Here is a 22,245-nt window from a genome sequence, read left to right on the forward strand (position 1 = left end):
TCCTGAGTGGGGCCGCTTCTATCGCTCCCCAGCCAAGGGGGCGGCCCCGAAAACAGGGGCCGCGGCTCCCGATGAGCCAGCCCCTTGAACAGGTCAAGCTTGCCAGCGGGCGGCGGCAGTGTTGTCGCTCTCCTTGGCCTCGACCCAGCGTTGTACTCCTTCGGCGGTCAGCTCTTTTTTCCAGAACGGCGCCCGGGTTTTCAAGAAATCCATGATGAAGTGGCAGGCCTCGAAGGCGGCCTCGCGGTGGGCACTGCTCACCACCACCAGCACGATCTGATCGCCGAGCAGCAGCTCGCCGATGCGGTGGATCAGGGTGCACTCCTGCAGGGGCCAGCGGCTGCGTGCCTCGGCCACTATGTCCGTCAGCGCCTTCTCGGTCATGCCGGGGTAGTGCTCGAGGGCCAGCCCCTTCACGTGCTCCCCCTGATTGAAGTCGCGCACCTTGCCGACAAAACTGACCACGGCGCCGGTGTCCTGCCGGGCGGCGAGACGGGCATATTCATCGGCCAGCGAGAAGTCTTCCCGCTGCACCAGGATGCGATCGGTCATGGTTGCCTCGCTCATCATCAGCCTCCGGTCACCGGCGGGAAGAAGGCGACCTCATCGCCATCATGGAGGGGCGTATCCAGCGGCACCAGGGTCTGGTTTACCGCCACCAGCAGTTTGCCCGCCTCCAGCGCCAGCACCCACTTGTCGCCGCGCTCGCACAAGGCGGCGCGAAGCGCCTCGGCACTGGCGTAGTCACAGGGCAGGCTCAGCTCGTCGCAGGCCACCAGCTCTCTGACTTGCGCAAAAAAGAGTACCTTGATCATGCGTTTTCTCCTGCACCGGCATTCAACTGGAAGTGACCGGACTTGCCGCCCTTTTTCTCCACCAGACGTACCTGTTCGATCACCATGTCCTTTTGCACCGCCTTGCACATGTCGTAGATGGTCAGCGCTGCCACCGACGCGGCGGTCAGCGCTTCCATTTCCACCCCTGTCTTGCCCGAGAGCTTGCAGAGGGTGCGAATATGGACCCTATTTTGCGCCGCCTGGGGTTCTATCTCTACCTCCACCCGGGTCAATGCCAGCGGATGGCAGAGGGGAATGAGATCCGAGGTCTTCTTGGCCGCCATGATGCCAGCGATGCGGGCAGTGGCGAACACGTCCCCCTTGTGGTGCTGACCGCTCAGGATCAGGGCCAGGGTGTCGGGAGCCATGGCGACAAACGCCTCGGCGCGGGCTTCACGCTCGGTCACCTGCTTGTCGGTCACATCCACCATGTGGGCTTCGCCGCTCTGGTTGAGATGGGTCAGGCCGGGCTGAGGTTGCTTGGATTCGGTCGGGTTCATCAGAGGCCCTCAAAGATGGGAGACAAAGTTGCACGGCTTGGTGCGGGCATCGAGCTGATCGCGGATAAGTTTCTCCCACCCCAGCTGGCAGGCACCGGTAGAGCCCGGCAGGCAGCAGATCAGGGTGCGATTGGCGAGACCCGCCAGCGCGCGGCTCTGCATGGCGGCACCCTTGATGTCGGCGAAGGAGAGCTGGCGAAACAGTTCGCCAAAGCCCTGCACGGTGCGCTCGAACAATACCCCGACCGCCTCGGGCACCCGGTTCTGTTCGTTGAAGCCGGTGCCGCCGTTGATGAGCACCACCTGCACTCCCTCATCGGCGATCCAGTCGCTCACCTGGGCGCGAATACGAAACAGATTGTCGGGGCAGAGCGCCCGGTCGGCCAGCTGATGGCCCGATTCAGCGAGGGCGGAAACCAGATAGTCGCCCGAGCTGTCATCGGCAGCGGTGCGGCTGTCGGAGACCGTCAGCACGGCGATCTTGAGGGGAATGAATGCGTTATGTTTCTGTCCCATGGGCAGCTCCTGATGGCAAAGGACCGTGAGCAAAGAGAAGAAGAAAAGCGGCCAGGATCCCGGCTGACAGCGCTCGCTGGTGGCACGGTCCATGCCCGCCCGGGCTGAACCTTTGACCTTGCTGTCATGCGCTGCGACTCACGGCGGGCCGATTCTATCAAAACTCGCACCAGAGGGGGGATTTAAAGGAGGCACAGTGGTGCTTTTGCCCTGGCCGGGCGAAATATGAACGAGGCCGGGTAACCCCGGCCTCGTTGCTGGTGCAGACTTAGAAGCCCTTCACCCCTGTCATGTCGGGCAGCTGGTGAGCAATGCCCTTGTGGCAGTCGATACAGGTGCTCTCGCCGCTGGCGAGGCTGGTGGAGTGCATCTGGGCACCCCGTTTGCCTTGCAGGGAGAAGTCCATGTACTCGAAGTTGTGGCAGTTGCGACACTCCCTCGAATCCGTGTCCTTCATCCGCTTCCACTCCCGCTCGGCCATCTCGCGCCGGTGCGACTCGAACTTCTCGCGGGTGTCCACCTTGCCGGTGATCATGCCCCACAACTCCTTGGAGGCCTGCACCTTGCGGATGATCTTGTAGGTCCACTCGTGCGGCACGTGGCAATCCGGGCAGCTGGCCCGCACGCCGGAACGGTTGGCATAGTGGATGGTGTCGCGGTACTCCACGAACACGTTGTCCTTCATCTCGTGGCAGCTGGTGCAGAACTTTTCGGTGTTGGAGGCTTCCATGGCGGTGTTGAAACCGCCCCAGAAGATGACCCCGCCGAAGAAGCCCATCAGCAGCAGTACCCAGAGGGCTGCCTTCGAGGGGGACTTGAAGGTGGTCCACAGACGCTGGATAAAGCCGGGTAATTTCATCTATGGATTCCTCAGTTCAAGGCTTCAACTGGTTTAAACGTATTTTCCACCAGCGGCTTGGCATCCGCTTGCGGCACGTGGCACTGCAGGCAGAAGTAGCGGCGGGGGGACACTTCTCCCAACGTCATGCCGTCACGGGTCTCGAAGTGAGTCGGGCTGATCTTGGGGGCCTTCATGGCGCTGGCGTTCTTGAAGCTGTGACAGGCCAAGCACTTGTTGACCTTGTTGTCCACTTCATAGTTGCGGGTGTCGTGGGGGATCAGCGGGGGCTGATGCATGTACTGGCGATCGTAGAGATCACCATCCTTGCGAAAGTTCTTCATGGGGGCCGCGTCGGCATCCGTCACCAGATCCGTGCTCCCCCGTTCCGACTTGATGCCCCCCGTGCTGTTGGTGATCTCGGGGACTGCCGCCATCAAGGAACCTGCCATCAGACAGGCCAGCATTGCTCCAATCAGCTTCTTCATTATTTGTTCTCCGACGTTTTCTCTGCCTTGACGGCAAAACCTACAGTGATTTCAAAAACTTGCTCCGCGCAGACATCGATGCAACGGCCGCAGTTGGTACACTCCTGAGCCGCAATCAAGGGCCCGTGACCACGCTTGGCACCGTGAACGGGGCCGCGCAGGATGGGACGTTCCGGGCAGACCGCATAACAATCCATGCAGTTGCTGCACCGCTCGCGCCCCTTGGCAGAAATCTTGATGAACCCGACCCGGTTGACCAGGGCATAGAAGGCCCCCACCGGACAGAGATGACCGCACCAGCCCCGCTCCACCACGAAGAGGTCGAACAGGAACAGCACCGCCAGCAAGGTCCAGCCCGCCCCCATGCCGAACAGCAGGCCGCGCAGGGTGAGCGACACCGGATTGACCAGCTCCCACACCAGCACACCGGTGATGGCCGGCGCCACCAGCACCATGGCCAGCAGCCAGTAGCGGGTGGAGCGGTTGAACTGACCGTTGCCCTTGAGACCTAGCCTTCCCCTGAGCCAGGCGGCGGCATCCGTGACCAGGTTGACCGGACAGACCCAGGAGCAGAACACCCGCCCCCCGATCAGCCAGTAACCCGCGAGCACCAGCCCGGCCCCCAGCCAGAGGGTGGGGATAGGCCAATGTCCCGCCGCCAACGACTGCAGCAGGGTCAGCGGATCCGTGAGGGGTACTGTCTCCAGCAGCAGCGAGCTGGAGAGATTGCCCTCGAGGATCCAGATGCCCGCCAGCGGTCCCAGCAGGAACAACCCCAGCACGCCAAACTGGCTGAGCCGGCGCAACAGCAGGAAGCGATGGGCGCGCCACCAACCCAGCCTGGCCGTGGCTTCAGCTCCCGGATAACGACTCATAGCCCCTCCGGTTTGCGGGTTGGCAGGGTGAGCCTGTCGCCTATGAGCGATTTGCCCGCCTTTGCCTTCTCTTCCCAGCCGAGCCGGTAGTGGTGGCCCAGCTCCCCCTTGGCGAGCTGACGAGGCACCACCTTGATGGCTGCCTCTTCCAGCACGCAGGCGTGCTCGCACTTGCCGCAGCCGGTACAGACATCGCTGTGCACCGTGGGCAGGAACATGGCGTGCTTGCCGGTGCGCTGGTTGTGCTGCAGCTCCAGGGTGATCGCCTTGTCAATCAGCGGGCAGACCCGGTAGCAGACGTCGCAGCGCAGCCCCAGGTAGTTGAGGCAGGTCTCGTGATCGATGAGCACCGCCACCCCCATCCGCGCCTGATCGATGTCGGTCATGGCCTGATCCAGCGCCCCGCTCGGGCAAGCCGCCACGCAAGGGATGTCGTCACACATCTCGCACGGGACGGCACGCGCCTTGAAGTAGGGAGTGCCGGTGGTCACGGGTCCAAACAACCGGGCGAGCTTGAGGGTGTCGTAGGGACAGGCCTCGACGCAGAGCCCACAGCGCACGCAGGCGCCGAGGAACTCGGCCTCGTCGAGGGCAGCCGGCGGGCGCAGCGCCTGGGCAGGCATGGCCTGCACCTGCTGGCGCGCCATGCCGCCGAGCCCCACGCCAAGCAGGCCCACACCGCAGGCCCCCTTGGCCATGTCGGCCAGAAACTGGCGCCGACTACGACTCATCTCGCGCTCCCCGCCTTATGCCTTGACGACCTTGACGGCGCACTTCTTGTAATCCGTCTCTTTGGAGAGCGGATCGGTGGCGTCCAGGGTCAGCTTGTTGACCAGCTGGCTCGCGTCGAAGAAGGGCATGAACACCAGTCCCTTGGGCGGACGGTTGCGACCGCGGGTCTCGACCCGGGTCTTCACCTCGCCACGGCGGGAGGAGACGATCACCTCTTCACCACGGCGCACGCCGCGAGCCTTGGCATCTTCCGGGTGCATGAACAGTACCGCATCCGGGAAGGCGCGATAGAGCTCGGGGACCCGGCGGGTCATGGTGCCGGTGTGCCAGTGCTCCAGCACGCGACCGGTGGAGAGCCACATGTCGTACTCTTTGTCCGGTGCCTCGGCGGCCGGCTCATAGGGCAGCGCGAAGATCACCGCCTTGCCATCGGGCTTGCCGTAGAAACGCACCCCTTCGCCCGCTTTCACATAGGGGTCAAACCCTTCGCGATAGCGCCACAGGGTCTCCTTGCCGTCCACCACAGGCCAGCGCAGGCCACGGGCCTCGTGATACTGATCGAACGGAGCCAGATCGTGGCCATGACCGCGCCCGAAGGTGGCGTACTCTTCGAACAGCCCCTTCTGGACGTAGAAACCAAAGTGCTCTGCCTCGTCGTTCAGGGCTCCCTTGCTCTGCTCTTTCGGGAACTGGTTGACCTGACCGTTGGCATAGAGCACGTCGAACAGGGTCTTGCCCTTCACTTCCGGCATCTTGGCGATGAGCTCCGCCGGCCACACCTCTTCCACGGTGAAGCGCTTGGAGAACTCCATCAGCTGCCACAGGTCGGACTTGGCCCCTTCCGGTGCCTTCACCTGCTGGTGCCAGAACTGGGTGCGACGCTCGGCGTTGCCGTAGGCCCCCTCTTTCTCCACCCACATGGCGGTCGGCAGGATGAGGTCGGCCGCCTGGGCGGTCACGGTCGGGTAAGGATCGGAGACCACGATGAAGTTGGCCGGGTTGCGATAACCGGGCAGCCCCTCTTCGTTCATGTTCGGGCCGGCCTGCATGTTGTTGTTGCACATCACCCAGTAGGCATTGAGCTTGCCGTCCTTGAGCATGCGGTTTTGCAGTACGGCGTGGTAGCCCACCTGCTCCGGGATGGTGCCTTCCGGCAGCTTCCAGATCTTCTCGGCGATGGCGCGGTGCTTGGGCTCGGTCACCACCATGTCGGCCGGAAGACGGTGGGCGAAAGTGCCCACTTCACGGGCAGTACCGCAGGCGGAGGGCTGACCGGTCAGGGAGAAGGGACCGGAACCCGGCTGGGAGATCTTGCCGGTCAGCAGGTGGATGTTGTAGCAGAGGTTGTTGGCCCAGACACCGCGGGTGTGCTGGTTGAACCCCATGGTCCAGTAGGAGACCACCTTCTTGCTCGGATCGGCATAGAGCTGGGCCAGCTTCTCGAGCTTGTCCTTGGAGACGCCGGAGAGCTTGGAGACGGACTCCAGATCGTAATCCGCCACGAACTTGGCGAAGTCGTCGAAGCTCATCGGGGTGGAATCGCCGTTGTCCGGGTTCTTGGCCTTCTGCTGCAGCGGGTTGGTGGGGCGCAGGCCGTAGCCGATGTCCGTGGTGCCCTTGCGGAACTGGGTGTGCTTGTTGACGAACTCCCAGTTCACCTTGTCATTCTGGATGATGTAGTTGGCGATGTAGTTGAGGATCGCCAAGTCGGTCTGCGGGGTGAACACCATGCCGTTGTCCGCCAGCTCGAAGCTGCGATGCTCGAAGGTGGAGAGCACGTGCACCTGCACGTCCTGGTGGGACAGGCGGCGATCGGAGATGCGCGACCAGAGGATGGGGTGCATCTCGGCCATGTTGGAGCCCCACAGCACGAAGGCGTCGGCCTGCTCGATGTCGTCGTAGCAGCCCATGGGTTCATCCATGCCAAAGGTACGCATGAAGCCCACTACCGCGGACGCCATGCAGTGACGGGCATTGGGATCCAGGTTGTTGGTACGCAGACCGGCCTTCATCAGCTTGGCGGCGGCATAGCCTTCCCACACGGTCCACTGGCCGGAGCCGAACATGCCGACCGCGGTCGGGCCCTTCTCTTTCAGGGTGGCCTTGAACTTCTCGGCCATGATGTCAAAGGCCTGATCCCAGCTGATGGGGGCGAAGTTGCCGTTCTTGTCGAACTTGCCGTTGGTCATGCGCAGCATGGGCTGGGTCAGCCTGTCCTGGCCATACATGATCTTGGACAGGAAGTAACCCTTGATGCAGTTAAGACCGCGGTTGACCGGTGCATCGGGATCGCCCTGGGTCGCCACGACGCGCCCATCCTGGGAACCCACCAGCACGGAACAGCCGGTACCGCAGAAACGGCACGGCGCCTTGTCCCAGGTGATGGCAGTCTTGTCGGTACTGGTGATCAGATTGGCCGCCAGCGTGGGGGCACTGACACCAGCCACGGCAGCGGCTGCCGCCACCGCGTTGGCCTTCATAAAGTCGCGTCGACTCAGCTTCATGGCATATCCTCACATTGCTTATCGCGTAAGTTGTCGAGTGTATCGAACTGGTTTTGGCTCAGGGCGGCGAACTAGAACCCTGGCGTCGTTTTTCTGTGCATCCATGGCGGCCATCATGATGAGTCACGCAGGCTCGACCTTATGGCGCTACTCCTTGCACTGGGCATCGAGCTCATCGAACTGGTGGTAAATCAGGGCGGCAGAGAGCACGCCCGGCATCGCATTGATGGCATCGATGGCCGTCATGATGGGCCGCTGGCTCGGGCCTTCCAGGGTCACCACCAGCTTGCCCTCGTCACTGACGGCATGGATCTCGGCCCCCTCGAGGGTGGCAATCTGCTCTGCGAGCCGATGACGCAAGGAGGGCTGGGTCAACACCACCAGACTCGATACATGGAACTCTTGTTTCATTGTGGCTCCTGCTTCACACACATCTTGCTTCATCTGGACTCCTCGCTGGCGGGGGCTCCCACCCGGATGCTGCCGACCGGACAATCCTTCACACAGGCACCGCAACCGGTGCAGGCTGCGGCCTCGATGCTGGGGGTCGGCACCCGGCCCAGCACGGGGGAGAAATGGATCGCCCGGGGCTCGCAACTGTCCTGGCAGCGCTGGCAGAACACCTGACCCTGAGCCAGACAGCTGGCTTCAATATGGGCGATGTATTGCCAGGGCGCCTCCGTGGTCGGACGAAATATCGGCACTTTGCAAGCGGCGACACACTCTCCGCAGAAGGTGCACTCACCGCGCAGAAAATCCACGGTCGGGAAACCACCATCGCCCTTGACCAGGATCTGCTCCGGACAGGCCGTGAGACAGTCACCGCAGCGGGTGCAGTCGGCGGCAAAGTCGGACCAGGCGACGGACCAGGGCAGTTGTACCCGAGGTTCATTCGATGTCAGACGACCCCGAAACAGACTGCGACGCGACAGGTTGACCCCATCCGGCATAACGGCTCCTTGTTGCAGGTGATGGCGCACGAGTGAGTCCCATGACAGGTATTTTCAATACCTATTATAAGAGTGGGTGTATATTGCGGCCCTGACAAGTTCAGGGATATACCACCAGGGAGATAAACAGGGGGGATTCTTGCGCTGGATCAAACCCTTGGCGCAGGAAAGAACAACGGGGGCAAGACAAAATACCCCCATTTGAGGATTGCTTATTAATCGATGGCTATTTTTTCGAGCGAGGCCGCTCAGCCACCGATGGAGGCCAGATGCGGGGTCATGCCGGCATTGCCTTCGTGCAGCCTGTGAGTCGCCGCCTTGCCGGCAAGGGCGCTGCGGATCCGCTGCTGCAATTCATCCTGCTGGCTGTCATCCGTCAACAGATCACGCAGTTCCACCCCATGGTCGCCGAACAGGCAGAGGTGCAGCTTGCCGAGGGAAGAGACCCGCAGCCGGTTGCAACCGGCACAGAAATCCTTGCTGTAGGGCATGATGAGCCCGACCCCACCCATCGACTCCGGATGCATGAATACCTGGGCGGGGCCATCGTCGTCGCCACGCAGCTGCTGCAACCAACCGGCATCGAGCAGACGCTGTTTGATGAGCGCCCCGCTGGCGTGGTGATCGCGAAACAGGGTATCCATCTCGCCGGTCTGCATCAGTTCGATGAAACGCAGCTCGATGGGCTGGTGCCGGATCCAGGCCAGGAAGGCATCCAGCTGGTGGTCGTTGAGACCCTTGAGCAGTACGGCATTGATCTTGACCGACTTGAAGCCGGCGGCCAGCGCTGCTTCGATCCCCTCCATCACCTCCGCCAGCTTGTTCTCGCCGGTGATCTGGTGAAACTGACGCGGATCCAGGCTGTCGACGCTGACGTTGAGGGCGGTCAGGCCCGCATCGAACCACTCTTTGGCACGCTCTTTCAAACGATACCCATTGGTGGTCATGGCCACCTTCTCGATGCCGGGGGTATTGGCCACCGTCTCTATGATGGCGGTGAAGTCCCGGCGCAGGGAGGGTTCCCCGCCGGTCAGACGCACCTTGCGGGTGCCCATGGCGGCAAAGCCACCGACGACGCGGCGGATCTCTTCGAGAGAGAGAAAGGGCTGGCGCCCCACCTTGCCACCGGCCGGTGGCCGATAGCCATCCGGCAAACAGTAGGTACAGCGAAAATTGCACACGTCGGTGACCGACAGGCGCAAATAGTAAAAACGACGGGAAAAACCATCTTGCAGTGGCGACATAAACACCTTTCCAAATACGGGAGGCCAGGGCATTTCTTTCCTGACCCTTACAGCTCGAACATCGGCTGACGGCGGTTTCCCCCTATCATGAGGACTTAGGCAAAACCGCTCGGAGTTCATCTAGTTTTTCGATGCTAGCACAAGTTGGAGTACACTCCCATGCTACTTTGTGGGGTTATTGTCTGCAGTGAAGGAAGAGAGCCGGCATGGGAAAGTGGTTCAAAGTACATTCGGTCAGCAGCGCCATCGGACGCTCCATGGTGCTCATCCTGTTCATGGCGAGCCTGATCGCCGTGGTGGCCATGGTGACCCTGTTCTATTCGGTGCCCGATGCCAAGGCGATCAACCTCTCCGGCTCCCTGCGGATGCAGGCCTACCGGATGGCCTACGAGATTGAGCAGGGCCAGCAGGTGCTGAGCCGGCTCGATCAGTTCGAGCAGACCCTGCACGCCGCCGAGCTGCAGGAGACCCAGCGCTGGATCACGCCAGCCTCCCTGCGTCGCACCTACGGCGAGGTGCTGCAGCAGTGGCAGGTGATGCGCGAGCACATCGAGAATGCCACCCCGCGGCGCTATACGGATAACACAGAGCAGTTCGTCGCCGCCATCGATGACTTCGTCAACCAGATGCAGTATCACGTGGAGTTCAAGGTGCGCATGCTGGCGCTGGCCGAGGGGCTCGGGCTGCTCTCCATCATCACCATCGCCTGGTTCACGGTGCGCTTTACCCGCCAGCAGGTGGTGGCACCGCTCAACCAGCTGGTCTATTGCGCCCGCCAGATCCAGCGCCAGGAGTTCGATCTGACCCTGCCCCCCCGCTGCGAAAACGAACTGGGGGAGCTGTCAGGGGCCTTCGTCACCATGGCCGATGAGCTCGGCAAGCTCTACCGGGAGCTGGAGAGCAAGGTGGAAGAGAAGACTGCCAAGCTGCAACAGGCCAACGACACCCTCTCCTTTCTCTACAGCACAGCCCAGAAGCTGCACGCAGCGCCGCTGAGCCGGCGCACCCTGCTCAAACTGCTGGAGCGGGCGGCGGCCCACCAGCACATCGACTACATCCGGCTGACCCGTTTCGAGCACAACGCCATGCCGGACTACATCACCGGCCGCAAGGGTTGGCCCGGCGATCTGGAGGCGGTGGTCAGCTTCTATCTGCAGATGGACGAGCAGGAGTATGGCCGGCTCGACGTCATCAGCAGCCACCCCATCGACGAGCGGCTGATGAAGAACTTCTCCATGCTGCTGGCTCAGGTGCTGCACAAGGATCAGACCCTGCTGCAACACCAGCGCCTGCTGCTGATGGAAGAGCGGGCCGTCATCGCCCGCGAGCTGCACGACTCTCTAGCCCAGGCCCTCTCCTATCTCAAGATCCAGGCCACCCTGCTCAAGCGCTCGTTCGCCAAGGGGGATACCGCCAAGGCCGAAGCCGCCATGCAGCAGATCGACGAGGGACTTGGCAGCGCCTACACCCAACTGCGCGAGCTGCTCGGCACCTTCCGCCTCAGCATTGGTGACGCCAATCTCGGCGAAGCCATCAAGGTGATGCTGGAGCAGCTCAAGCCGCAGACCCAGGCCGAGATCAGGCTCCATTACGGTCTGGCCGATACCGACCTCGAGGCGGGTCAGCACATTCACATTTTGCAGCTGATCCGTGAGGCAGTCCTCAATGCCATCAAACATGCCAGCGCACAAGTGATTGATGTTAGCTGTGAGACCCTCGCCGATGGTAACATCCAGGTTCAGATTTCAGATGATGGTGTCGGAATAGGGATCGCAAGCTCGGCGGTCAACCACTACGGCCTGAGCATCATGAACGAGCGTGCCAACAAGCTGCATGGCCTGCTGACCATCAGCGAAAGGCCGCCCAGAGGCACCTGCGTACATCTGACCTTTCCCACCAGCCTAACAAGAGACGCCTGATGGACGAGATGAAATATAGTGTTCTGGTCGTGGATGACCATCCCCTCATGCGCAAAGGGATTGTGCAACTGCTGGCACTGGAAGAGAACATCGAGGTCGTCGGTGAAGCTTCCAATGGTACCGACGCCGTCGCCATGGCCAAGGAGTCCGAACCGGACCTGATCCTGCTCGACCTCAACATGAAAGGCCTCTCGGGCCTGGACACCCTCAAGGCGCTGCGTGCCGAGGAGGTGACCTCCCGGGTGGTGATCCTGACCGTCTCCGATGCCCGTCAGGATGTGGTGGCCCTGCTCAAGGCCGGCGCCGACGGCTACCTGCTCAAGGACACCGAACCCGATATGCTGCTGGCCCAGCTGGCAGACGTGATGACCGGCAAGCAGATCCTGAGCGAACCGCTGCGCCCCTACCTCGAGAACATCTACGAACTGGATCACCTGCAGCAGAAGCTGGAGAGCTTAACGCGTCGCGAAATGCAAATCCTGCGTGAAATTGCAAAGGGCCTCTCCAACAAACAGGTCGCCTCCGTGCTCCATATTTCCGAAGGCACGGTCAAGGTTCACGTCAAGAGCCTGCTCAAGAAACTCGAGGCGCAAAGCCGCGTGGAAGCGGCTGTCATGTACCTGGAGCAGCGCAACTAAGCCCCCTTTTTACCCAGCCAAAGCCACCGTCCGGTGGCTTTTTTCATCCTCTGGCACAGTCGCTGCATTGTCCTGTTCAGTAACAACTGAATGGAGGATGGAACATGAAACTTCAACCTTTGGCACTGTTCCCCTTGCCTTCCCACATCCTGCCTGGTGGCAAGCTTCCTCTGCGTTTGTTTGAGCCGCGCCACCTGCAGATGCTCAAAGAGTCATTCATCAATGACCAGGGGTTTGGCATCGTGATGGAAGAGGCAACCACCTCGGGCAAGTCGGGTCGGATCCTGCCGGTCGGCACCCGGGTCAAAGTCACCGACTTTTACACCCTGAATGACGGCCTGCTCGGTGTCACCGTGCTCGGCATGGAACGGTTCTGCATCCACGAGATGGAGACGGACGAGCTGGGTCTGCGCCGGGCCAAGGTCGAGGCCCTGCCCAACTGGCCGAGCACCCACTCCAATTTCAGCGACAAGCCGCTGGTCACCCGGTTGCAGGAAGTGTTCGAACAATATCCGGAGCTCGACGAGCTCTATCCGGACAAGCGGTTTGACGATGCAGCCTGGCTCTGCCAACGCTGGCTCGAGATCCTGCCGATGCCGATCTATGAGAAGCAGATGTTGATTGCCAAACAAAATAGCGAAGCGGCTCGTCAATTCTTGCGCCGACTGATCGCACAGTGAGTCAAGTCTGGCTTTGCAAAATGCAAATATTCCGATAATGAAAATGTCAATTTCGCATTTTGCAAATTGCAAGACGCAATAAAAACCGATAATCGCGCTGCAAGCCCTGTAAAACCGGTTCTGAAAAGTTGGCACGACTTTTTCATATAGAATCGTACAACCCGATTTATCCCGTGCTCTCTTCAGTATTTGCTGAAGAATTGGTCAACCACCCAGGTTGACCATTTTTTTTAGCTGCGATTCGCTGATGCGGGATGAAAATGGCGTTGCAGGCACTCTCGCAGCCGCATCAGACTGATGGGCTTGGCCAAAAAGTCATCCATGCCCTGCGCCAGGCAACGGGCCCTGTCTTCCGCCATGGCGTTGGCCGTCAGCGCCACTATGGGCATGCGGTAACCCAGCTCCCGCAAGCGGCGGGTCGCCTCCAGTCCATCCATCTGCGGCATCCGCATGTCCATCAGAATGAGATCCGGCTGTTGCTGCGCGACCTGCGCCAGCGCCTCCAGTCCGTTGGCGGCCACTCTGACCCGGCTCACCAGCTTCTGCAGCATAAGCGAGACCACCAGCTGGTTGACCGGGCTGTCCTCCACCACCAGCACATCCAGAGCCTGAATGGGCTGCTGATCCGGCTCGGGTCGGCTGCTGCACTCGCATGGCAGCGCCATGCCCGGCAAATCGAACCAGAAACAGCTGCCCTCGCCGGGGGCACTGCGCAGATGGATGCTGCCCCCCATCAATTCCACCAGTCGCTTGCTGATGGCCAACCCCAGTCCGGTGCCGGAGAAGCGGCGGGTGGCCGAGCTGTCCACCTGGGAAAAGGGCTCAAACAGCAGCGCCTGATCCTCGGCCGAGATGCCGATCCCGGTGTCGGTCACCGTCACCCGCAACTGCTGATCATGCCACTCCAGCTGCAACAACACCCGACCCGTGCTGGTGAATTTCACCGCGTTGCCAAGCAGGTTGCTGATCACCTGGGAGAGGCGCACCGGATCCCCTTGCAACTGGGCCGGCACGGCCTCATCGACCTGCCAGCGCAGATCGATGCCCTTGGCGACAGCCCGCGCCAGCAGTGGCTCGATGAGGGACTGGCAGAGCTGGGCCGGCTGCAGCGTCTCGCAGTGAAACTCCAGGGTGTGAGACTCAATCTTCGAAAAATCGAGTACGTCGTCGATGATGGTCTGCAGCAGGCGCGCCGCATGGGTGGCATGGCCAAGCAGCGTCTGCTGCTGGGGTTCGAGCTGGGCGTGTTGCAGCAGATCAAGCATGCCCAGCACAGCATTCATGGGGGAGCGGATCTCATGGGTCATCATGGCCAGAAACTGCGACTTGGCGCGGTTGGCAGCCTCCGCTTCGTCCCGCGCCCTGGCCAGCTCCTGCTCACGGCGGATCTGGTTGCCCACATCCCGCGCCGTGCCGCGATAGCCGATGAAAACACCGGCCCCGTCGAAACAGGGTTCGGCGTTGATCTCCATCCAGCGCGGCCCCCGCGCCAGGCTAACCTGCACCCGCACCGCCCGTACCGGCAGGTGCAAGCCGATGAGCCGGCGGTACTTGCCCCATTCGGGATCCCGCCTGTCATAGGCGTAGTCGTAGAGACTCTGGCCAGTCTGATGCACCAGCATCTCTTCCTGCTGGCCGGGGGCCGAGACGTAGCTCAGCCTGTGCTCGGTATCCGTCTCCCAGAACCAGTCGGAGGCCATGCCGGCAAAGCTGCGAAAACGCTGCTCACCCGCCTGCAACGCCAGGGTCTTGAGTTCAACCTGCTCCTGCAAGCGGGCCCGATAGGCGATGTTGACCAATGCCTGGGAAATGAGTGGCCGGCAGCGCTGCATGGCGGCCTTGCTCTTGAGATCGAAGGTGCCCATCAGGGAGTGGCGGCAGATGAGCACGCCGGAGAAACCGGGGGCCCGCAGCCCCGTCATCATGACGCTGGCCCAGCCCGTCACATCGGCCAGCGGCGCCAGCTCGGGCAACTGGGTCGGGTCATAGATGACCAGGGTCTCTCCCTCGATGGCCCGGGAGAAGATAGGAGTCAGCTGCCAGGGGCGGCCCACTTCCCCCTCCTGGGTGCTGAGGTGGGTCAGCCCCCCCTCGCCCTCCCAGGCCACCACATCCGCGTGTTCGAAGCCGATGAAGGGTTTCAGCACCTGGATAAGGCTGTCCAGCACCTGCTCCAGTGTCTGGGCATCGGCCAGGGTGGCCACCCCGCACAGCAGGGTTTGCGACTCCTGCCGGTATTTGGCCTCGCGCTCCCGACAGCGCACCAGCTCCACCAGGGTGGTCTGCAGCTTGTCGCCAAGGGCTTCCAGTTCCGTATTACCAATCATCTTGTTTCCAGCGCAGTGTCAGCTGTCGAGAAAGATCACACTCGATATCATCAGGTTGCCGTGTGCCAGCTCACCGTGTGGCAGACGTCCCTGCTCACCGAAGGTGAACGGGGTGATGAAGGGGATGTCCCCCAGCCGGGTATGAAATTGATCGACAAATTGGCATAAGCTATCACCAAGAGCCAAGCGGCAACCAGCACAAAAGATCACGAGGGCACCAAACGGCTGCATCTCGGTGGCCATGCCGTACTCTGGCTCGATGCGGGTCGCATTCAGACAGCGCTGCAACAGGCCCTCCTGGCTGCTGTACATCAGCAGCAACCGCTCCCCGACCTCAGTATCGGTAAAGAGGCGCAATCCGCCACCTTCTGTCACGGCTTCGGGGTGGGAGAGCTTGTAATAGGGCATGTCATCCAGGGTGCCAACCTGCCTGGCCAGCGGAGACAAGGTGGTTTCTCGCAGGATGGGCCCCACAGGCCAGGGCGTCGTGCGTCCAGTCCAGCGGGCATAGACGGTGGCGGCCGGTTCATCATCGATGGTGAGGATCTCACGTCCTGCCAACGCCGTGATGATGCCGCGCTGTTCGGTGGGGACATAGCCGGAGTGGAACTGGAACGCCAGCTGGCAATCGGGATAGAGCACCGCCAGCACCACCCCCTCGCGAGTACTGCCCTCGTCCCAGCACAACTGCCACTCCCCGCTCACGCTGTTGTCGGCGGCGGAGCCGCCGACCACCGGCACCGTTGTGCCCAGTTCGGCTTCGATGCTCTCCAGCATCGCCTCCTCCTGGCCCGGGCTTGCATGCAACAAGATGAGTTGCGGCAACTCGCCGGGGCGGCCCCCGTCAGCAATGGCGCTGCGCAGCAACTGGCGCACATCGACGGCAGCCCCCGCCTGACCCGCCACACCGTAGGCGCCCTTGTCATCGTAGATGGCCGCAACCGCCACCCCCCGCCCCTGGCGGGCATGGTGGCCGGTCTGGGTCATGACCCCGCCGCAGGAGCTGCAACCGATCAGCCGGGACGACGGGAACTGCTGTTTGAAATAATGACGCAGTTCCTCGGCATCATGAGCCTGAGTAAAATAGACCAACAACAGCGAAGGGGAATCGGGTGATTGAGCGAGCAGCCGCTCACTGATCTGTCGGGCAGCCAGCAGGGAGGTCTCTTCAAGAGAGTGAGCCGTCAGAAAGTTCAACACCATCTCCTAGTTGTGCATGATGCTGGGGGTAAGCAAAAATCATACCTTAATCAAACAATTATCCCGTTTCATCGACTAGAATGCTCTCAATCGAGACCAACCACAGGACAGCCGCATGTGGCAAAAGAACATCAATGATTTTGACCGGGTCGTCGCCATCGGTGGCGGCCATGGCATGGGCCGCGTGCTCTCGTCCCTCTCGTTCCTGGGATCGCGCCTGACCGGCATCGTCACCACCACGGATGATGGCGGCTCCACCGGACGACTGCGCAAGAGCCAGGAGTGTATCGCCTGGGGTGATCTGCGCAACTGTTTGAATCAACTGGTCACCGATCCCAGCATCGGCAGCCTGCTGTTCGAGTATCGCTTCGCCGGTCGTGGTGAACTGGCCGGCCACAACCTCGGCAACCTGATGCTGCTGGCACTCGACAACCTCTGCGTGCGCCCTCTTGATGCTATCAAGCTCATCAGCGACATGCTGAAAATAGAGTCACAATTGTTACCCATGTCTGAATTTCCCACCGACCTGTGTGCCCACACCGTCTGTGGCAACCAGATCCTGGGGGAAGTATCCATCGATCAGCTCGATACCCCGCCGCTCTCACTCAGCCTGAGCCCCGAGGTACCAGCCACCCGCGAGGCGGTACAGGCGCTGGAGCAGGCCGACATGATCATTCTGGGGCCCGGCAGTTTTCTCACCTCCATCATGCCCCCGCTGCTGCTGGCGGAAGTGGCGCAGGCCATCAACGAGAGCAACGCCATGCTGGTGTTCATCTGCAATCTGGTGGCGGAGAATGGCCCGGCTGGCCAGCTCAGCCTGCTCGATCAGTGGCGCTGGCTGGAATCACGGGTCGGTACGGGACGGCTCGATGCCATCCTTGCTCCTGCAGGAGAGTACCAACCTGAACTGGCTGGCAGGTTGATCCAGGCCGATCTGGGTGAAGCCGCGCTGCCCCATCGCCATGATCGCCTGAAACTGAAACTGGCCCTGGACAGGGTGATCCAACAACTGGTCAATCAACGCTAGCGGGCAGGTTGAGTCTGGCAAGTCCGGCGCCCATGCGCCGGCTGCCCGGGCTCAATGGTAGTTGGCAAGGTGGGAGAGCACCTGAGGCAGAGATTGTTCCAGCTCGTTGAGCAGACGGGCGACCTCGGCCCCATCCGCTTGTTTGCAGGCGAGCTCCAGTGCCATCACCTGCTGATAGCTGACTTGAGCACCGTAACTGCCGCAAGAAGACTTCATGCTGTGGGCAAGCCGGGCCAGAGCAGTCCAGTCCTGACGCTCATAGAGTGGGCGCAGTTGAGTAAGCTGCTCCCCCACCTCCTCGATAAACACCGAGATCACCACCGGCATCATCTCCTGGCCGATATCTTCCGCCAATTGTCGCAATACCTTCTGATCCAGCCACTCCATTTCATCATCCTCCCGTGGTATTCAAACAGACCATACTATAGATGCCCGGCATGGTACCGTCACGTCTACTTCCCTACCAACAATCAGGCCCGCACGGGGCATAGGATGAAAAACGTGATCGAGCTCGCCTAACCAGACAATAGATGGCCGGATTGCAACATAATGGTTGCCAATAAATTAACAATTAAATAACAATGACAGCCGTGAGAATGATGCGACTCAGCAACACCTCTCTCATCCCTTTTGCCTGTATGGCTGCTGCGAAGAACCAGGGTAGGATTCTACCCTGGTATTTTTTTACATTGAGATCAGGGTGTTATCACTTCTGATCGGCAGATACCCGCTCACCCAGCCGAAACAGGTTGAACTCGCCAGGCGCCATCCTGACCCAGTCTTCATTGCCGGTCAGCGGCCGCGTGGCAATCAGGGTCACCACATCGTTCGGGGTCGTCTCGCTCTGAAAATCGATGGCGACATCCTCATCCAGCAGACGTGCCTCCCCGAATGGAGCTCGCCGGGTCAACCAGTAGAGGTTGTTGCTGCAATAGGTCATCACGAACTCCCCATCCGACAGCAACATGTTGAATACCCCGAGGCTACGCAGCTCGTCGCACAGGGTCGCCAGATAACGGAACATGGCGGGGAAATTGGCAGGGCGCCTGGGGTATTTCTGCTCCAGCCGCTCGAGCAACCAGCAGAAAGCGTGCTCGCTGTCGGTATCCCCCACCGGCCTGTGTCGCCCGGTGGCCAGCTTCTTGTAGCCGGTCAACTGGCCGTTGTGGGCAAAGGTCCAGTAACGGCCCCACAGTTCGCGGGTAAAGGGGTGGGTATTTTCCAGCGACACACAGCCACGGTTGGCCTGGCGGATATGGCTGACCACGGCGCGGCTCTTGATGGGTAGCGCCTGCACCAGCCTGGCGATGGGGGACTGGGCGCTGGGTTCGGGATCCTTGAAGGTTCGAAAGCCCTTCCCTTCGTAGAAGGTGATGCCCCAGCCATCCTTGTGGGGTCCCGTCTTGCCGCCGCGCAGCATCAGGCCGGTGAAACTGAAGCAGATATCGGTCGGCACATTGGCACTCATGCCGAGCAGTTCGCACATAGGCTGCGGGCTCCTTGCTTACTTGATCGTTGCTCGTTCAAGGGGTCGCCCGGCAGGAAATGCAGAACCTTGCCGACCGACCTCTTGCACCGGATCACGCCGGCCGGAACATAAACCCACAGGATTCAGCGGTTCCGGCGCGGGATCACATCCTTACTTGGCCATCTCTTTTTCGACCAGCTGGATCAGGATGTGGATCACCTTGATGTGCACTTCCTGAATGCGGTCGGCATAACCGAAGTGCGGCACCCGGATCTCCACATCGGCCAGACCGGCCATCTTGCCGCCATCCTTGCCGGTCAGTGCAATCACCTTCATGCCCTTGGCACGCGCCGCCTCGATGGCCTTCAGGATATTGCCGGAGTTACCGCTGGTGGAGATGCCGAGCAGCACGTCGCCGCGACGGCCGACCGCTTCCACATAGCGGGAGAAGACGTAGTCGTAGCCAAAGTCGTTGGAAACGCAGGAGAGGTGGCTGGGATCGGAGATGGCGATGCCGGCATAGCCGGGGCGGTTCTCGCGATAACGACCGGTCAGCTCTTCGGCAAAATGCATGGCGTCACAGTGGGAGCCACCGTTGCCACAGGAGAGTACCTTGCCTTCCTGCTTGAAGGAGTCAGCGAGCAGCTTGGCGGCGGCCTCGATGTTCTTCAGATTTTGCTCATCTGCCAGGAACGCCTGGAGCACGCCGGCAGCTTCGGTCAATTCATTGCGGATCAGTTCTTGGTACATGATGTCTCTTCCAAAATATGGGCGGCGCCATTGTCGCACAAGCCAATCCCGGAGTCGCCCCCCGCCCGTCAAGATGGCGCCGGCACTACGTTATGCCGATCACAGAGCCAAGGTAACGAGCTTGTAAACAGCTTGATAAGTTTGTGCGTATGAATTACAACAGAGGCCATATCCAACAGGTCAGACCTCTGGATCGGTTAACCCCCAGTTCACCCAATTTCGGCAACTCATGCAAGGAGCGAAAAATGACGACGACCCTCACTCTGCTCGGAGTGATCCTGGTGATCGGCGCCATGGCTTATCGCCGGGCGTCTCTGTTCACCTCCACGCTTGCCACGGCGGCAGCCCTGATTGCCGGCACCCTCTATGGCCACGTTCCTCTGCTGGTCTGGGTACTGTTTGCGGTGATCGCCATTCCCCTCAATCTGGTGGATTTTCGTCGCAATCAACTGACCAAGCCGCTGTTCAAGCTCTACAAGTCCATCATGCCGGAGATGTCCCGCACCGAGAAAGAGGCCATTGAGGCGGGTACCACCTGGTGGGAAGCCGACCTGTTTGCCGGCAACCCGGACTGGAAAAAGCTGCACGCCATCCCGGTCAGCACCCTCTCTGCCGAAGAGCAGGCCTTCCTGGACGGCCCGGTGGAAGAGGTGTGTCGCATGGTCAACGACTGGGAAGTGACCCATGAGCGGGCCGATCTCTCCCCCGAGGTATGGCAATACCTGAAGGACAACAAGTTCTTCGCCATGATCATCAAGAAGAAGTACGGTGGCCTGGAGTTCTCTGCCTACGCCCAGTCCTGCGTGCTGCAAAAGCTGTGCGGCGCCAGCGCCGTGCTCGCTTCCACCGTCGGCGTGCCCAACTCGCTGGGCCCGGGCGAGCTGCTGCAACACTATGGCACCGATGAGCAGAAGGATTACTACCTGCCACGTCTGGCGGTCGGAAAGGAGATCCCCTGCTTCGCCCTCACCAGCCCGGAAGCAGGCTCTGACGCAGGCTCCATCCCCGACTTCGGGATCGTCTGCAAGGGCGAGTGGGAAGGAAAAGAAGTACTCGGTATGCGCCTGACCTGGAACAAGCGCTACATTACACTGGCCCCCATTTCCACCGTACTGGGCCTCGCCTTCAAGCTGCGTGACCCAGAGCACCTGCTGGGTGACGAAGAGGAGCTCGGCATCACTTGCGCCCTCATTCCGACCCACATCAAAGGGGTCGAGATCGGCCGTCGCCACTTCCCGCTCAACGTGCCGTTCCAGAATGGCCCGACCCGCGGCAAGGACGTGTTCGTCCCGCTCGATTTCATCATCGGCGGCCCGGCCATGGCCGGTCAGGGCTGGCGCATGCTGGTCGAGTGCCTGTCGGTCGGACGCGGCATTACCCTGCCCTCCAACAGCACAGGCGGCGTCAAGATGCTGGCCCTGGCGAGCGGCGCCTACAGCCGCATCCGTCGCCAGTTCAAGCTGCCCATCGGCAAGATGGAAGGAATTGAAGAGCCGCTGGCCCGTATCGGCGGCAACGCCTACATCATGGGCGCCGCCGCCAAGCTGACCGTGACCGGTATCGATTTGGGCGAGAAACCCTCGGTCATCTCCGCCATCGTCAAGTACCACCTCACCGACCGGGCCCAGAAGTGCATCATCGACGCCATGGACATCCACGGCGGCAAGGCCATCTGCATGGGGCCCAACAACTACCTGGCCCGTGGCTATCAGGGCGCACCCATCGCCGTCACGGTGGAAGGGGCCAATATCCTGACCCGCAGCATGATCATCTACGGTCAGGGCGCCATCCGCTGCCACCCCTACGTGCTGCCCGAAATGCTGGCGGCCAGCCACCCGGATCAGGAGCAGGCCCTCAAGGACTTCGACAAGGCGGTATTCAGCCACGTCGGCTTTGCCATCAGCAACCTGGTACGCAGCTTCTGGCTGGGTCTGACCGGTGCCCGCTTCGCTGCTGCGCCGTTCAAGGACCAGACCAAGGGCTACTACCAACAGCTCTCCCGCCTATCCGCCAACCTGGCCTTCCTGTCAGACATGGCGATGGGCACCCTGGGTGGCGAGCTCAAGCGTAAAGAGCGGGTCTCCGCCCGTCTTGGCGACGTGCTGAGCCAGCTCTATCTGGCCTCCAGCGCCCTCAAGCGCTATCAGGATGAGGGTCGTCAGCACGCCGACCTGCCGCTGCTGCACTGGGCGCTGCAAGATGCCCTGTTCAAGGCACAGGAAGCGATCGACGAGCTGCTGCGCAACTTCCCGAACCGCTGGATTGGGCTGGCCCTGCGCGTCATCGTGCTGCCACTGGGCCGCGACCTGAAACGTCCGAGCGACAAGCTGGACAACCAGGTGGCCCGCCTGCTGCAAACCCCGAGCGACACCCGCAGTCGACTGGCCCAGGGGCAGTATCTCACCCGCGAAGAGGGCAACCCCTTCGGTCTGCTGGAGCAGGCACTGGACGACGTGCTCTCTGCCGAGCCGCTGTTTGAGAAAGTATGCAAGGCTGACGGCATCAAGCGTCCGTTTATGCAACTGGACAAGGTAGCAGAAGCGGGCCTGACGCTCGGGGTGCTCAACCAGACCGAAGCGGACCTGTTGCGTCGCGCCGAAGAGAGCCGTCTGCGCACCATCAACGTCGATGATTTTGATCCCATCGAGCTGGTCGCCAACAAGGCCCTGTTCGAGCCATCGGCCTATCACAGAGCCGCCTGAACGCCTGATAGATAGTCAAACGCCTCCCAAGTGGAGGCGTTTTTTATGGGG

At 61.3% G+C, this 22,245-nt stretch carries 22 protein-coding genes and 1 riboswitch; of the genes, 5 read left to right on the forward strand and 17 right to left on the reverse strand.

From position 1 onward, the window contains the following. Positions 1 to 93: 93 nt before the first annotated feature. The 12 genes from moaE to moaA form a co-directional block, all read right to left on the reverse strand. Positions 94 to 567, reverse strand: a complete 474-nt coding sequence (moaE, locus tag ACB031_RS10160; protein WP_026141294.1) for a molybdopterin synthase catalytic subunit MoaE — start codon at positions 565 to 567, stop codon at positions 94 to 96. Positions 568 to 569: 2 nt separating this feature from the next. Then, positions 570 to 815 (reverse strand): molybdopterin synthase sulfur carrier subunit, encoded by a 246-nt coding sequence (gene moaD / locus ACB031_RS10165; RefSeq protein ID WP_201899202.1) that lies wholly within the window; start codon positions 813 to 815, stop codon positions 570 to 572. Next, on the reverse strand, positions 812 to 1,336 hold the full coding sequence (gene moaC / locus ACB031_RS10170) for a cyclic pyranopterin monophosphate synthase MoaC (protein WP_010634440.1): 525 nt from the start codon (positions 1,334 to 1,336) through the stop codon (positions 812 to 814). Before moaC ends, moaD begins: the two co-directional genes overlap by 4 nt. Positions 1,337 to 1,345: 9 nt before the next feature. Beyond that, entirely contained in the window at positions 1,346 to 1,852 is a 507-nt protein-coding gene (gene moaB / locus ACB031_RS10175) for a molybdenum cofactor biosynthesis protein B (protein WP_005299347.1), read from the reverse strand. A gap of 268 nt (positions 1,853 to 2,120) precedes the next feature. Then, entirely contained in the window at positions 2,121 to 2,711 is a 591-nt protein-coding gene (locus tag ACB031_RS10180; protein WP_005299345.1) for a cytochrome c3 family protein, read from the reverse strand. A gap of 11 nt (positions 2,712 to 2,722) precedes the next feature. Beyond that, positions 2,723 to 3,178, reverse strand: coding sequence for a nitrate reductase cytochrome c-type subunit (locus ACB031_RS10185; protein WP_005299342.1), 456 nt, complete (start codon positions 3,176 to 3,178; stop codon positions 2,723 to 2,725). Further along, positions 3,178 to 4,053, reverse strand: coding sequence for a quinol dehydrogenase ferredoxin subunit NapH (gene napH / locus ACB031_RS10190; RefSeq protein ID WP_371139497.1), 876 nt, complete (start codon positions 4,051 to 4,053; stop codon positions 3,178 to 3,180). The genes ACB031_RS10185 and napH overlap by 1 nt, the downstream gene beginning before the upstream one ends. Further along, positions 4,050 to 4,784, reverse strand: coding sequence for a ferredoxin-type protein NapG (gene napG / locus ACB031_RS10195; protein ID WP_371139498.1), 735 nt, complete (start codon positions 4,782 to 4,784; stop codon positions 4,050 to 4,052). Before napG ends, napH begins: the two co-directional genes overlap by 4 nt. A gap of 15 nt (positions 4,785 to 4,799) precedes the next feature. Next, the gene (gene napA, locus ACB031_RS10200) at positions 4,800 to 7,289 is read right to left on the reverse strand and encodes a nitrate reductase catalytic subunit NapA (RefSeq protein ID WP_017781794.1); all 2,490 of its coding nucleotides are present in this window, start codon (positions 7,287 to 7,289) and stop codon (positions 4,800 to 4,802) included. Positions 7,290 to 7,436: 147 nt separating this feature from the next. Then, positions 7,437 to 7,700: a chaperone NapD gene (locus tag ACB031_RS10205; protein ID WP_017779249.1), complete on the reverse strand. Its 264-nt coding sequence runs from the start codon at positions 7,698 to 7,700 to the stop codon at positions 7,437 to 7,439. A 29-nt stretch (positions 7,701 to 7,729) separates the two neighbouring features. Then, the gene (napF, locus tag ACB031_RS10210) at positions 7,730 to 8,239 is read right to left on the reverse strand and encodes a ferredoxin-type protein NapF (protein WP_005299325.1); all 510 of its coding nucleotides are present in this window, start codon (positions 8,237 to 8,239) and stop codon (positions 7,730 to 7,732) included. Between the two features lie 248 nt (positions 8,240 to 8,487). Next, the gene (gene moaA / locus ACB031_RS10215; RefSeq protein ID WP_371139499.1) at positions 8,488 to 9,483 is read right to left on the reverse strand and encodes a GTP 3',8-cyclase MoaA; all 996 of its coding nucleotides are present in this window, start codon (positions 9,481 to 9,483) and stop codon (positions 8,488 to 8,490) included. Further along, positions 9,471 to 9,610, reverse strand: a riboswitch (molybdenum cofactor riboswitch). It overlaps the preceding gene by 13 nt. Positions 9,611 to 9,689: 79 nt before the next feature. On the opposite strand from moaA, the gene narQ reads away from it, so the two are divergent. The 3 genes from narQ (at position 9,690) to ACB031_RS10230 (ending at position 12,720) form a co-directional block, all read left to right on the forward strand. Next, a complete protein-coding gene (narQ, locus tag ACB031_RS10220) occupies positions 9,690 to 11,402 on the forward strand; it encodes a nitrate/nitrite two-component system sensor histidine kinase NarQ (protein ID WP_005299320.1) in 1,713 nt (570 codons plus the stop codon). Continuing rightward, positions 11,402 to 12,040 carry a two-component system response regulator NarL gene (narL, locus tag ACB031_RS10225; protein ID WP_005299317.1) on the forward strand — a complete coding sequence of 213 codons (639 nt, stop codon included), beginning with the start codon at positions 11,402 to 11,404 and terminating at the stop codon, positions 12,038 to 12,040. Before narQ ends, narL begins: the two co-directional genes overlap by 1 nt. Positions 12,041 to 12,144: 104 nt before the next feature. After that, on the forward strand, positions 12,145 to 12,720 hold the full coding sequence (locus tag ACB031_RS10230) for an LON peptidase substrate-binding domain-containing protein (RefSeq protein WP_005299312.1): 576 nt from the start codon (positions 12,145 to 12,147) through the stop codon (positions 12,718 to 12,720). 230 nt (positions 12,721 to 12,950) lie between these two features. On the opposite strand, the gene ACB031_RS10235 is transcribed toward ACB031_RS10230, so the two are convergent. Together ACB031_RS10235 and ACB031_RS10240 are read right to left on the reverse strand one after the other, a co-directional pair. After that, on the reverse strand, positions 12,951 to 15,047 hold the full coding sequence (locus ACB031_RS10235; protein WP_162513168.1) for an ATP-binding protein: 2,097 nt from the start codon (positions 15,045 to 15,047) through the stop codon (positions 12,951 to 12,953). 18 nt (positions 15,048 to 15,065) lie between these two features. Then, complete coding sequence (locus ACB031_RS10240; RefSeq protein WP_371139500.1) at positions 15,066 to 16,250, reverse strand: FIST signal transduction protein; 1,185 nt, start codon at positions 16,248 to 16,250, stop codon at positions 15,066 to 15,068. Between the two features lie 112 nt (positions 16,251 to 16,362). On the opposite strand from ACB031_RS10240, the gene yvcK reads away from it, so the two are divergent. Then, complete coding sequence (yvcK, locus tag ACB031_RS10245; RefSeq protein ID WP_005299302.1) at positions 16,363 to 17,274, forward strand: uridine diphosphate-N-acetylglucosamine-binding protein YvcK; 912 nt, start codon at positions 16,363 to 16,365, stop codon at positions 17,272 to 17,274. 51 nt (positions 17,275 to 17,325) lie between these two features. Here the strand turns inward: yvcK and ACB031_RS10250 are convergent, their stop codons facing one another. The 3 genes from ACB031_RS10250 to lpcA form a co-directional block, all read right to left on the reverse strand. After that, entirely contained in the window at positions 17,326 to 17,661 is a 336-nt protein-coding gene (locus ACB031_RS10250; RefSeq protein ID WP_005299299.1) for an Hpt domain-containing protein, read from the reverse strand. A 319-nt stretch (positions 17,662 to 17,980) separates the two neighbouring features. Further along, positions 17,981 to 18,760, reverse strand: a complete 780-nt coding sequence (locus ACB031_RS10255; protein WP_005299296.1) for a class II glutamine amidotransferase — start codon at positions 18,758 to 18,760, stop codon at positions 17,981 to 17,983. 153 nt (positions 18,761 to 18,913) lie between these two features. Next, positions 18,914 to 19,492, reverse strand: coding sequence for a D-sedoheptulose 7-phosphate isomerase (lpcA, locus tag ACB031_RS10260; RefSeq protein WP_005299294.1), 579 nt, complete (start codon positions 19,490 to 19,492; stop codon positions 18,914 to 18,916). Between the two features lie 245 nt (positions 19,493 to 19,737). Between lpcA and fadE the strand changes: the two genes are divergently transcribed. Continuing rightward, positions 19,738 to 22,194 carry an acyl-CoA dehydrogenase FadE gene (fadE, locus tag ACB031_RS10265; RefSeq protein ID WP_216972620.1) on the forward strand — a complete coding sequence of 819 codons (2,457 nt, stop codon included), beginning with the start codon at positions 19,738 to 19,740 and terminating at the stop codon, positions 22,192 to 22,194. The last annotated feature ends 51 nt before the right edge of the window (positions 22,195 to 22,245 follow it).

The sequence above is a fragment of the Aeromonas sp. S8(2024) genome (genome assembly GCF_041403085.1).
Taxonomy (GTDB): Bacteria; Pseudomonadota; Gammaproteobacteria; order Enterobacterales; family Aeromonadaceae; genus Aeromonas; species Aeromonas dhakensis.